Annotated in this window: 8 protein-coding genes and 4 tRNA genes; 4 read left to right on the top strand and 8 right to left on the bottom strand. The window is 70.6% G+C overall.

What is annotated here, in order from left to right:
- Positions 1 to 111: 111 nt before the first annotated feature.
- Positions 112 to 318 carry a developmental transcriptional regulator BldC gene (gene bldC / locus ABT232_RS34520; RefSeq protein ID WP_003949541.1) on the top strand — a complete coding sequence of 69 codons (207 nt, stop codon included), beginning with the start codon at positions 112 to 114 and terminating at the stop codon, positions 316 to 318.
- A gap of 460 nt (positions 319 to 778) precedes the next feature.
- Here bldC and ABT232_RS34515 read toward each other — a convergent pair whose 3' ends face one another.
- The 8 genes from ABT232_RS34515 to ABT232_RS34480 all read right to left on the bottom strand — a co-directional run bounded on the left by ABT232_RS34515 (position 779) and on the right by ABT232_RS34480 (position 9,118).
- A complete protein-coding gene (locus ABT232_RS34515; RefSeq protein WP_351847692.1) occupies positions 779 to 964 on the bottom strand; it encodes a DUF6274 family protein in 186 nt (61 codons plus the stop codon).
- Between the two features lie 270 nt (positions 965 to 1,234).
- A tRNA-Asp gene (locus ABT232_RS34510) sits at positions 1,235 to 1,309 on the bottom strand.
- Between the two features lie 93 nt (positions 1,310 to 1,402).
- Positions 1,403 to 5,347 carry an ATP-dependent RNA helicase HrpA gene (gene hrpA / locus ABT232_RS34505; protein WP_351847689.1) on the bottom strand — a complete coding sequence of 1,315 codons (3,945 nt, stop codon included), beginning with the start codon at positions 5,345 to 5,347 and terminating at the stop codon, positions 1,403 to 1,405.
- A gap of 102 nt (positions 5,348 to 5,449) precedes the next feature.
- Positions 5,450 to 7,081: a hypothetical protein gene (locus tag ABT232_RS34500; protein WP_351847687.1), complete on the bottom strand. Its 1,632-nt coding sequence runs from the start codon at positions 7,079 to 7,081 to the stop codon at positions 5,450 to 5,452.
- Positions 7,082 to 7,152: 71 nt separating this feature from the next.
- Positions 7,153 to 7,226, bottom strand: a tRNA-Phe gene (locus tag ABT232_RS34495).
- A gap of 29 nt (positions 7,227 to 7,255) precedes the next feature.
- Positions 7,256 to 7,330, bottom strand: a tRNA-Asp gene (locus ABT232_RS34490).
- 54 nt (positions 7,331 to 7,384) lie between these two features.
- Positions 7,385 to 7,457 (bottom strand) — tRNA-Glu (locus ABT232_RS34485).
- An 80-nt stretch (positions 7,458 to 7,537) separates the two neighbouring features.
- Positions 7,538 to 9,118, bottom strand: a complete 1,581-nt coding sequence (locus ABT232_RS34480) for a metallophosphoesterase family protein (RefSeq protein ID WP_351847685.1) — start codon at positions 9,116 to 9,118, stop codon at positions 7,538 to 7,540.
- A gap of 73 nt (positions 9,119 to 9,191) precedes the next feature.
- On the opposite strand from ABT232_RS34480, the gene ABT232_RS34475 reads away from it, so the two are divergent.
- From ABT232_RS34475 to ABT232_RS34465, 3 genes are all read left to right on the top strand, one after another.
- Positions 9,192 to 9,542: a metallopeptidase family protein gene (locus tag ABT232_RS34475; RefSeq protein ID WP_351847682.1), complete on the top strand. Its 351-nt coding sequence runs from the start codon at positions 9,192 to 9,194 to the stop codon at positions 9,540 to 9,542.
- A 76-nt stretch (positions 9,543 to 9,618) separates the two neighbouring features.
- A complete protein-coding gene (locus ABT232_RS34470; RefSeq protein ID WP_351847680.1) occupies positions 9,619 to 10,170 on the top strand; it encodes a hypothetical protein in 552 nt (183 codons plus the stop codon).
- Between the two features lie 220 nt (positions 10,171 to 10,390).
- Positions 10,391 to 12,310 (top strand): DEAD/DEAH box helicase (locus ABT232_RS34465; RefSeq protein WP_351847678.1); only part of this gene is annotated, 1,920 nt, incomplete at its 3' end.

Raw genomic sequence — 12,310 nt, 5'->3', positions numbered from 1 at the left:
TTCGTCCTATAACCGACTCGACTCGCGTCCGCCATTTCGGGCAACGCGGGTCAAGGTGCAGAATTTAGAGGAAAGAACCGAGAAGGTTCGGTTCTCCCGAGGAGGCCGCTCATGACCGCTCGCACCCCTGATGCCGAGCCGCTGCTGACCCCGGCTGAGGTCGCCACCATGTTCCGCGTCGACCCCAAGACGGTCACGCGGTGGGCGAAGGCCGGCAAGCTCACTTCCATCCGCACGCTCGGCGGACACCGCCGCTACCGCGAGGCCGAGGTCCGCGCTCTGCTGGCGGGTATCCCTCAGCAGCGCAGCGAGGCCTGAACAACCGCATAACCGGGCATTTCGGCAGGTCCCCCAACATGCCGAGGCGCCCGAAACCCTAGCTCCAAGCGACGCGGGTTCTGCCCCAACAGAGCTCACGCCCACGGTCTTGAGGCAAGTGACAGGGTGCGTCGTCGATCGCGCTGGACTCCGCCGGGTCCAGCGCGATCTTTTTTGTGCGGGTCACCGCGTGGGCGCGCTCCCCCGGGCCGCCCTGTGAGCGGGCTTGTCGGAGTCTGGGGAGGGGTGTCGCAACGGCTGTGAGACACCCTTGGGCACCAGTGCAATTGCACATATTAAATTGACCAGTTGTATGACCGGGGTAAGTACCGCGGTTTCAAAAACTCATGCGGTGACTCCCGTCACATGCCAGGCTACTTGTTGCCTCTGGCGTATGTGCGCTAGTGGAAGCACGTGTTCCAGCGTCCCATGCGCACACGGGTGTTGAGGCCGCCGAGGGTCACGCCGGGGAGGGACTTTCGTCCTCGACCGGCTCCGGCCGCTGCTCCTCGGGGCCGGCCTGCATCGCCAGCCGCAGCAGCCGCTGGCAGATCGGACAGCGCCGGGTCACATGGCGGTACGACGACGCGGCCGACAGATGCGCGCGGAGCAGTGCCCGCGTCTCGTGCCTCGCCGATGCCGCCATACGCCACCTCCGGGGGCCGTACGGGAAACACTGCCCTGACTCCTGGGGTACCGACCGAATGTGACGCCGTCAAGGGCGCCGGACGCGCCAGGAGCGCCGCACGCGGCCCGCAGGCGGATTCGGCACGCCTAGAGCTCCGGCGGGGCGTGAGGGGGCGTCAGGGCCCTTGCCCGTGGCGGAGTGCGGCGAAGAGGCCGGCTCACGGCCCGCTGCCGCACACGAAGAAGGCCCGCTTCCCTCGCGGGGAAGCGGGCCTTCCTACTTTCTGTGCGGTCCTGACGGGATTTGAACCCGCGGCCTCCACCTTGACAGGGTGGCGAGCACTCCAAACTGCTCCACAGGACCAGGTTTCGCGGCGCGATTCCTGCGTTGCGCTGCGAGAAGAGACTCTACAGGAGCCGGGCCGCCTGGTCGAACTCACCCTGCGTACCGGCCCGATCACGGCGCCGCCGCGTCGATCGCCTTCACGATCCGCTTGTCGGAGACCGGGTACGCGGTGCCCAGCGCATGGGCGAAGTAGCTGACCCGCAGCTCCTCGATCATCCAGCGGATGTCCAGCACCGAGGACGGCACCGGACGGCCCTGGGGCATCTGCTCCAGCAGCCAGGCGTACTCGTCCTGCATCTCGCGGACCTTCTCCATCCGCGTGGTGTCGCGCTGGACGTTCGTCGGCATCTGCTGAAGACGCCGGTCGGCGGCCACCAGATAGCGCATCAGGTCCGGCAGCCGGCGCAGCCCGGCCTCGGTGACGAAGCCCGGCTTCACCAGCGCGTCCAGCTGCCCCCGCACGTCCTGGAGGTTCGCCAGCAGCGCGGGGCTGCGCACGGTCTTCAGACGGCGCTCGCAGGCCTGCCAGGCGGCGAGCACCTGCTGCACCTGGGCGACCGTACGCACCGTCGTGTCGACGATCTCGGCGCGGACCCTGTCGTACAGCTTCCGGTACGACTCCTGGTCCCACGCCGGGCCGCCGAAGTCGGCGATCAGCCGGTCCGCGGCCGCCATCGCGCAGTCGTCGAAGAGCGCCTGGATGGAGCCGTGCGGGTTGGCCGACAGCGCCAGCTTCTGAGCGTTGGTCAGCTTTTCGGACGCGAACTTCGCGGGGTTGACGGGGATGTTGCGCAGGATCAGCCGGCGCGTGCCCCGCCACATCGCCTCCGCCTGCTCGGCCTCCGTGTCGAACAGGCGCACGGAGACCGTGTCACCGTCGTCGACGAGCGCCGGATAGGCCTTCACCGGCTGGCCGGCCCGGCGGGTCTCGAAGACGCGGGTGAGCGAGCCGATCGTCCAGTCCGTGAGGCCCTTGCGCTCCAGCGACTCACCGCCCTCCCGTACCGCGGTGGCGGCCGCCGCCTGCGACAGGGCCTGGCGCGCCTTCGGCTTCAGCCGGAGCTTCAGCGCCTCCAGGTCCTTGTCCTCGGCGAGCTTGCGGCGCCGCTCGTCGACGATCCGGAAGGTGATGCGCAGATGGTCCGGCACCCTCGCCCAGTCGAAGTCGTCCGCCTCGAACGGCACCCCGACCATCCGCTTCAGCTCGCGGGCCATGGTGACGGTCAGCGGCTCCTGGAGCGGCACCGCCCTCTCCAGGAACGCCTTCGCGTAGTTCGGCGCCGGCACGTAGTTGCGGCGGATCGGCTTGGGGAGGGAACGGATCAGCTCCGTCACCACCTCCTCCCGCAGGCCCGGGATCTGCCAGTCGAAGCCCTCGTCGGTGACCTGGTTGAGCACCTGGAGCGGGATGTGCACCGTCACACCGTCCGCGTCCGCGCCCGGCTCGAACTGGTAGGTCACGCGGAACTTCAGCGGCCCCTGCCGCCACGAGTCGGGATAGTCGGCCTTGGTGACCGCCTCCGCCGACTCCCGGATCAGCATCTCGCGCTCGAAGTCCAGGAACTCCGGCTGCTCGTGCCGCTTGCGCTTCCACCAGGAGTCGAAGTGGGCACCGGAGACGACGTGCTCGGGCACCCGCTGGTCGTAGAAGTCGAACAGCGTCTCGTCGTCGACCACGATGTCGCGGCGCCGGGCGCGGTGCTCCAGCTCCTCGACCTCGCTCAGCAGCCTGCGGTTGTCGGCGAAGAACTTGTGGTGGGTGCGCCAGTCACCCTCGACCAGCGCGTTCCGGATGAACAGCTCGCGGCTGACCTCCGGGTCGATCCGGCCGTAGTTCACCTTGCGCTGGGCGACGATCGGGACGCCGTACAGCGTGACCTTCTCGAAGGCCATCACGGCCGCCTGGTCCTTCTCCCAGTGCGGTTCGCTGTACGTCCGCTTGAGCAGGTGCGCGGCGAGCGGCTCCACCCACTCCGGCTCGATCTTGGCGTTGACGCGGGCCCACAGGCGGCTGGTCTCCACCAGTTCGGCGGACATCACGAAGCGCGGCTGCTTCTTGAAGAGGGCGGAACCGGGGAAGATCGCGAACTTGGCGTTGCGGGCGCCCAGGTACTCGTTCTTGTTGCCGTCCTTCACGTCCTTCATGCCGATGTGCGAGAGCAGACCGGCGAGGAGGGAGACATGGACGCGGTCGGCGGGGGCGTCGTCCTCGTTGAGGTGGATGCCCATCTGCTTGGCGACCGTGCGCAACTGGCTGTAGATGTCCTGCCATTCGCGGATGCGCAGGAAGTTCAGGTACTCCTGCTTGCACATCCGGCGGAAGGACGAGGAGCCGCGTTCCTTCTGCTGCTCGCGGATGTACCGCCAGAGGTTCAGGTAGGCGAGGAAGTCGCTGGTCTCGTCCTTGAAGCGGGCGTGCTGCTGGTCGGCTTGGGCCTGCTTGTCGGCCGGGCGCTCGCGCGGGTCCTGGATGGAGAGCGCGGCCGCTATGACCATCACCTCGCGGACACAGCCGTTGCGGTCGGCCTCCAGGACCATCCGGGCCAGCCGCGGGTCCACCGGCAGCTGGGCCAGCTTGCGGCCGCTGTCCGTGAGCCGTTTGCGGGGGTCCTTCTGGGCCGGGTCCAGCGCGCCCAGCTCCTGGAGCAGCTGCACGCCGTCGCGGATGTTGCGGTGGTCCGGCGGGTCGATGAAGGGGAACTTCTCGATGTCGCCGAGGCCGGCCGCGGTCATCTGGAGGATGACGGAGGCCAGGTTGGTGCGCAGGATCTCCGCGTCGGTGAACTCCGGCCGGGCGAGGAAGTCCTCCTCGCTGTACAGCCGGATGCAGATGCCGTCGGAGGTACGGCCGCAGCGGCCCTTGCGCTGGTTGGCGCTGGCCTGCGAGACCGGCTCGATCGGCAGCCGCTGGACCTTGGTGCGGTGGCTGTAGCGGGAGATCCGGGCGAAGCCGGGATCGATGACGTACTTGATGCCCGGCACGGTCAGGGACGTCTCGGCGACGTTCGTGGCCAGAACGATCCTGCGGCCGGTGTGCGGCTGGAAGACCCGGTGCTGCTCGGCGTGCGAGAGCCGGGCGTACAGCGGCAGGATCTCGGTGAACCGGTAGTTCTTCCTGGTGAGGGCGTCCGCGGTGTCGCGGATCTCCCGCTCGCCGGACAGGAAGACGAGGATGTCGCCCTTGCCCTCCGCCATCAGCTCCTCGACGGCGTCGGTGATCGCGGTGATCTGGTCGCGGTCGGCGTCGTCGGAGTCCTCTTCGAGGAGCGGCCGGTAGCGGACCTCCACCGGGTAGGTGCGGCCGCTGACCTCGATGATCGGCGCGTCGCCGAAGTGCCGGGAGAAGCGCTCGGGGTCGATGGTCGCCGAGGTGATGACGACCTTGAGGTCGGGCCGCTTCGGCAGCAGCTGCGCCAGGTAGCCCAGCAGGAAGTCGATGTTGAGGGACCGCTCGTGGGCCTCGTCGATGATGATCGTGTCGTAGGCGCGCAGCTCGCGGTCGGTCTGGATCTCGGCGAGCAGGATGCCGTCCGTCATCAGCTTGACGAAGGTGGCGTCCGGGTTCACCTGGTCGGTGAAGCGGACCTTCCAGCCGACGGCCTCCCCGAGCGGGGTGTTCAGCTCCTCGGCCACCCGCTCGGCCACCGTACGGGCGGCGATCCGGCGGGGCTGGGTGTGCCCGATCATGCCGCGCACACCGCGTCCCAGCTCCATGCAGATCTTGGGGATCTGGGTGGTCTTGCCGGAGCCCGTCTCACCCGCGACGATCACCACCTGGTGATCACGGATGGCGGCCGCGATCGCGTCCTTCTTCTGGCTGACCGGCAGCTGCTCGGGATACGTCACGGCGGGGACGCGGGCGTGACGCTCGGCCATCCGCTGCTCGGCCCTCGCGACCTCCGCCTCGATCTCGGCGAGGACGGCGGCGCGGGCCTCCGGCTTGCGGATCTTGCGTGCGCCTTCGAGCCTGCGCCCGAGCCGGTGCGCGTCGCGCAGGGACAGCTCGGTCAGGCGGGGGGCGAGAGCGCCGAGGGCGGGGGCGGGATGCGTAGACATACGCGATCCAGGATCTCATCCCCTGTGAAGAAGGGGCGAACCCTTTTGGGCCCGCCCCTTCCCGCCTCACCCGCTCGCCTCGTCCGCGGGCGTCAGCGCACGTCAGCGCACGTCGACGTAGTCCTCCGTGCCGCTGCCCGCGAAGTGCCTGCTGTCGGGATACAGGAAGACCGGCACCCAGGTGCCGTCCTCGCGGGCGGTGAAGCCCTTGCTGAAGGATCCGTCGGTCTTCGAGGTGACGGTGGTCATCAGGTACCAGCTGCTCTGGCCCTTGGGCCGGAACAGGATCTGCACCTTCTGGCCGGCGTACGCCTTCCAGGTCGTCGTGCCGGCCTTGCGCTCCTGGAGCACGCCCTTCACGGTGATCGTCCGGCCCTTGTACACCGGCTCGGGAGACGCGTTGGCGTCCTTGATCCGGGTCAGGTCGCGGTACCGGCGCAGGCTGCCGCTGACGGTGCCCTTGATGTCCTTGGCGGTGGAGCCGGCGTAGCGCAGCCGCCAGTAGCCGTCCGTGTAGCCCGGCAGCTCCTCGACGATGAACTGCGAGCCGAAGCGGGTCTTCACGGTCTTCTGCGTGGTCCAGCCGGTCTTGCCGTCGGGCGAGTACTGGATGTCGACGTTGACACCGCCGTCGGTGTCCCGCCCGATCTGCTGGAGGATGCCGGTGATCTCCAGCTGCGCGTACTCGTCGATCCGTGCGGTGAACTCGGAGAACTTCGTCGTCGCGGTGACGGCCACCGGGACGTCGACGCTCGCGGTGCGCTGGATCCAGGGGTTGTACGGGTACGGCGGGAAGCCGATTTCGTACACGCTGCGCCCGTACGGGGAGGTCACGAGGGAGAAGCGGCCGTTGCCGTCCGTGGTCGCCTCGACCGGGCTGCAGGTGGTGCAGTCCTTGTAGTCCATCTCGACCGGGATGCCGGCCAGCGGCTTCCATTCGGCGCCGCTCAGGTACTCCAGCGTGCCGGTGACCGCGATCTTGGAGCCCGCGGTGACGTGGAAGTGCCGCTTGTCCCGGTCGAGGACGAAGCGGGTCGGCGCGGCCTCGGGCCTGATGTCGACCCAGGGGACCGTGGCGTAGCCCAGCTCTCCCCGGTACTCGGCCCAGGCCCAGCCGCCCTGGGTCAGTTCGTGGGAGACGGTGAAGTGGCCGGCGGTGTCGGTCACGGCGGACGTCTCGCCGTCCTGGCCGAGCCGGAGATCCACGGTGGCGCCGGGCAGCGGCACGGTCTCACGGGTGCTGGGGTCGCGGACGACCAGGTCGCCCTCGGCGGTGACCGTCCTGTCCTCGATGGTCGGCGCGGTGGGCGTGACGGAGAAGCCGCTGAGGACGGGCTGCTTCTGGTACCGCAGGGTGCCGGCGTTCTTCTTGACCGTGGTCTCGCCCGCGGTGTTCGTCGCCTCGACGTCGATCGTGTAGTCGCCGAGGACGTCCAGATGGACGGGCGGGGAGGACCAGACGCCGTCCCACTGACTGGTGTAGTACGTCTGCTCGAAGTCGGTGACCGTGGCCACCGGGGTGTCCGACTCGCTGCTGCCCACGGGGCGGAGCGTGGCGGTGACCTCGTCGATCTCGCCGCTGTAGTTGAGTCGTACGTCGATGACCGACCAGTCGGCCTGGTCGCTGTGCGCTTCCATGACGTTCGGTCCCGCGGCGTGGGCCGTGCCGGGTATCGCGAGCGTGGAGAACAGGACGGCGCCGGCCGTCATCAGTCCTCGGGTGATGCGTCTCAAGAACCCCCCTCAGGCTCTCTGTGAGCGACGAAAACCCCCACCGGGTGAACCGGTGGGGGTTTTCGTTCTTGTGGCTGGGGCCGGGGTCGAACCGGCGACCTATCGCTTTTCAGGCGATCGCTCGTACCAACTGAGCTACCCAGCCACGAGGTTTCACGTGAAACGAAACCTCAGCGGTCCTGACGGGATTTGAACCCGCGGCCTCCACCTTGACAGGGTGGCGAGCACTCCAAACTGCTCCACAGGACCAGGTGTGGTTTGTGTGCGAAACCAACGTAGCTAAGTGTCGCACACGGTACTGCGTGCCCCCAACGGGATTCGAACCCGTGCTACCGCCTTGAAAGGGCGGCGTCCTAGGCCGCTAGACGATGAGGGCTATCGGCCCGCCTGGGCGCTTCTCAGCGCGTCGGGGACGTGAGAAGCATATGGGATGGCGGGAGGTATCGCCAAAACGGTTTACGGGGACGGGGTGCGGGGCCGAGTCGGAGGCGGGCTGGGGGAGGGCGTCGGGGACGGGGAGGCGCCCGGCGGGGACGGGGAGGCGCCCGGCTGGTTCTCCTCCACCAGGTGGCGGCTGACCTCCGCCGTCGTCAGGCCCAGACCGCCCAGCCGGATGGCGTCCCAGGCCTGGAGGCGGCGGGTGTCGCGGTCGAAGTAGAGGATCGACGCCTCGATCGGGTCCGGGTCCCTGCCCTCCACCGCGCGCAGTCCGCTGCCGCCGGTGGAGCCCTCGACGCGCAGCCGGGTGCCGTACTTCATGACCTCCGTCTGCTGGTGGTGGATGTGGCCGGCCAGGACCAGGGGCACCTCGCCGTCCGTCCGGCGGGCCGCCGAGGGTTCGTGGGCGACGGCCACGTCCACCGGCGTACCGGCCGCCCGCTCGTCGCGCAGGGCGGAGGCCAGGCGGGCGCCCGCCAGTTCCTGGGACTGCTCGGCGCCCGTGCCGCCGGTGCGGTCGGGGGTGAACTGGGGATCGCCGATGCCCGCGAAGCGCAGGCCGCCGACCGTCTCGGCGCGGCCGTCGTCCAGGACGTGCACGTGCTTCAGGCCCTCCAGGTAGCGCTGGGTGACCCGGGAGTCGTGGTTGCCGCGGACCCAGACGTAGGGGGCGCCCAGGTCCTCGATCGGGTCCAGGAAGCCGTTCTCGGCGGCGGTGCCGTGGTCCATCGTGTCGCCGGAGTCGACGATCACGTTCACCTCGTACTGCTCCACGAGCGAGGAGATGATCTTCCAGCTCGCCGGGTTCAGGTGGATGTCCGAGACGTGCAGCACCCGGATGGTGGTGGGGTCGGGGGCGTAGGCGGGCAGGGTGGACGTGGCGTCGTACAGCTTCGTCACGTTCGTCACCAGGCGGGCCAACTCCTTCTGGTAGACGTCGAATTCGGTGACGATGCTGCGGGCGTCGCCGACCAGCGAGGGCGCGGAGGAGAGCAGGCCGGAGAAGCGCGGCTCCAGGACCGACTTCGGGTTCCAGGTGGCGTACGCGGTGGCGCCCGAGGCCGCCAGGAGGGCGAGGGCCAGGCCGCCGGCCGCCAGGGCGCGGCGGGGGCGGCGGTAGACGGCGAGGCCGAGCGCGGTGGCGCCGACGACCACGGCGGCGCAGGAGCGGACGGCGAGGTCGAGGGTGCCGTGGCCGACGTCGCGGGTGACCTCGTCCTGGAGGCCGGAGAGGCGTTCGGGGTGGTCGACGAGGGCCTGGGAGCGGACCGGGTCGAGCTGGTCGACGTTGACGTCCAGGCGGACCGGGGCGACATGGCTGTCCAGGTGGAGCGCGCCCAGCGGGGAGACGTTGATCTTCGTGCCACCGGTGAAGGACGGCCGCAGGGTCATCGTGGTGTCCATCGGCCCGACCGGTACACGCACCTGGCCGACGACCAGAAGGCCCAGCCAGGCGCCGAGCAGGACCACCGCGACCAGGCCGAGCGCGCGCACCCAGGGGCTGGGCCGGGCGGCCAGTTCGAGGCTGGGCGGGCGGCGGCCGGGCGGCCGGCGACGACGGGTCAGGACGTTCAGGACTGCGGCGGGGACGCGGGCCATTGGTGCCGTATGCCCAGGTACGCGGGTGGGCATGCCGCAGCCGTTCGGCGGCGTCGTACCGGACAATGGGCCTGTGCTGGAGATGACGCGCGAGGAGTTCGAGGAACTGGTCGCCGAGGCGCTGGACCGGATCCCGCCGGAGCTGACGCGGCTGATGGACAACGTCGCGGTGTTCGTCGAGGACGAACCGCCCGCCGACGACCCGGAGCTGCTGGGGCTCTACGAGGGCACCCCGCTGACCGAGCGCGGCGAGTGGTACGCCGGGGTGCTGCCGGACCGGATCACCGTCTACCGGGGGCCGACGCTCAGGATGTGCGAGTCGCGGGAGGACGTCGTCGCCGAGACCGAGGTCACCGTGGTGCACGAGATCGCCCACCACTTCGGGATCGACGACGAGCGGCTGCACGCGCTCGGGTACGGATGAGGGTGGCGCGTGTCCTCTTGTGGGCGGCGGGAGTTGGGCAGGTTGACTCTTCACCGGCCCCCGGAGGTGGCTGCTCGTGCGCCCCTTGTACGTACCCGTCCGCCTGGCCGCCACCGTCGTGGCCGTCGCCGCCGCCGCCGGATGCATGAGCGTGGGTGACGACGACGCGGGTCCGGCCCGGCCCTCCCACTCGGCGGGTCCCGGGGGCGGCGGGGCGGCCGACGGCGGCTCCGGGGTGTCCGGTGGCGGTGCCGGCTACCAGGGCGTGGCCGTCGGGGACGCCGGGCGCGCGGACGGGAAGGGCAAGGGCAAGCGCAAGAAGGGCGAGGGTGCCGAGCCGGGCGCCTCGGCGGAGCCGTCCGCCTCCGCCTCGGCCGCGCCCGGCGCGTCCGGCTCACCGCCGGCCCGGCCCGGCCAGACCGGGAAGCCCGGCGGCGGGCCCGCACCGACGCCCGCCGAGCCGACGCCCACCCGGACCAGCGAGGCGCCGGAGCCGCCCCCGCCGTCGCCCGAGCCGCCCGCCTCCCCGGACCCGACGGTCGCCGAGCCGTCGTCGTCCGCGCACCCGGAGCCGGGGCCGCAGCTGGTGGAGCGGGAGCCGGCACCGGAGGCCGGCGCGCCGGTGTAGACGGCGGCCGCAGGGCCGCTGGGCTGGCGGTTTGCCTTCCAGGGGGGTGGGTGCGTATGGTGGTAGATCGTTTGATCCCATTTGCCCGGCGCCGACACAGAGCGCGCCGTGTGGCGCGTACTCTCCTTTGCCGTGGCTGACCGCATCGAGGCGGTCGTATTGCGAAATCACGGAGTTGACGGGCGCGTGCCGACGAGACTCCGGAAGGTTTCGCATACGCATGTCCATTTCCAGCACTGATCACATCGTCGTGCCCGAGAGCGTCGAGGACGCCCCCGAGGCCACCCAGGACGCCCCCGAGATGACCTTCGCCGACCTCGGTCTGCCCGAGGGTGTCGTGCGCAAGCTGGCGCAGAACGGTGTGACCACCCCCTTCCCGATCCAGGCCGCGACCATCCCGGACGCCCTGGCCGGCAAGGACATCCTCGGCCGTGGCCGCACCGGCTCCGGCAAGACCCTCTCCTTCGGTCTGCCGACCCTGGCGCAGCTCGCCGGCGGCCGCACCGAGAAGCACAGGCCGCGCGCCGTCATCCTCACCCCGACGCGTGAGCTGGCCATGCAGGTCGCCGACGCGCTCCAGCCCTACGGCGACGTGCTCGGCCTGAAGATGAAGGTCGTCTGCGGCGGCACGTCCATGGGCAACCAGATCTACGCCCTGGAGCGGGGCGTCGACGTCCTGGTCGCCACGCCGGGCCGGCTCCGCGACATCATCAACCGCGGCGCCTGCTCCCTGGAGGACGTGCGGATCGCCGTCCTCGACGAGGCCGACCAGATGTCCGACCTGGGCTTCCTGCCCGAGGTCACCGAGCTGCTCGACCAGGTCCCGGCGGGCGGCCAGCGGATGCTGTTCTCCGCGACCATGGAGAACGAGATCAAGACCCTCGTCGACCGCTACCTGAAGGACCCGGTCCTGCACGAGGTGGACGCGGCGCAGGGCGCGGTGACGACCATGTCGCACCACATCCTGATCGTGAAGCCCAAGGACAAGGCGCCGGTCACCGCCGCGATCGCCTCCCGCAAGGGCCGCACCATCATCTTCGTCCGCACCCAGCTGGGCGCCGACCGCGTCGCCGAGCAGCTGCGCGACGCCGGCGCGAAGGCCGAGGCGCTGCACGGCGGTATGACCCAGGGCGCGCGCACCCGCACCCTGGCGGACTTCAAGGACGGCTACGTCAACGTGCTGGTCGCCACGGACGTCGCCGCGCGCGGCATCCACGTGGACGGCATCGACCTCGTCCTGAACGTCGATCCGGCCGGTGACCACAAGGACTACCTGCACCGGGCCGGCCGTACGGCGCGGGCCGGCCGCACCGGCACCGTCGTCTCCCTCTCGCTGCCGCACCAGCGGCGGCAGATCTTCCGGCTGATGGAGGACGCGGGCGTCGACGCCTCGCGCCACATCATCCAGGGCGGCGGCGCCTTCGAGCCGGAGGTCGCCGAGATCACCGGCGCCCGGTCCATGACCGAGGTCCAGGCCGAGTCCGCGGGCCACGCGGCGCAGCAGGCCGAGCGCGAGGTCGCCCAGCTCACCAAGCAGCTGGAGCGCGCCCAGCGCCGGGCCGCCGAGCTGCGCGACGAGGCCGACCGCCTGGTGGCGCGGATGGCCCGCGAGCGGGGCGAGGACCCGGAGGCGGCGGTCGCCGAGGCGGCCGAGGCCGCGCAGGCCCCGGCGGCCGAGGAGCGGGTCGAGGCCGTGGCGGTGCCGGAGCAGCCGGCCGCGCAGGACGTGGACCGCGCGGAGCGCGCCGAGCGCGGTGACCGCTACGAGCGGGGCGACCGCGGCGGGTTCAACCGGGACCGTGACCGGGGCTTCGAGCGCCGTGACCGTGACCGTGGTGGCTTCGACCGTGACCGCGGTGGCCGTTCGTTCGAGCGTCGTGACGGCGAGCGCGGTGGCTTCCGTCGGGACGACCGCCGTGACGACAACCGTCGTGACGACCGTCGTCCGTTCGACCGCGACCGTGACCGTGGCGCCCGTTCGTTCGAGCGTCGTGACGGCGAGCGCGGTGGCTTCCGTCGGGACGACCGCCGCGACGACAACCGTCGTGACGACAACCGTCGTGACGACCGTCGTCCGTTCGACCGCGACCGTGACCGTGGCGCCCGTTCGTTCGAGCGTCGTGACGGCGAGCGCGGTGGC

The organism is Streptomyces sp. NPDC001532 (assembly GCF_040298625.1).
Classification (GTDB): Bacteria; Actinomycetota; Actinomycetes; order Streptomycetales; family Streptomycetaceae; genus Streptomyces.
The sequence above is the reverse complement of the archived record's forward strand: the minus strand, read 5'-3'. Positions and strand labels throughout refer to the sequence as shown.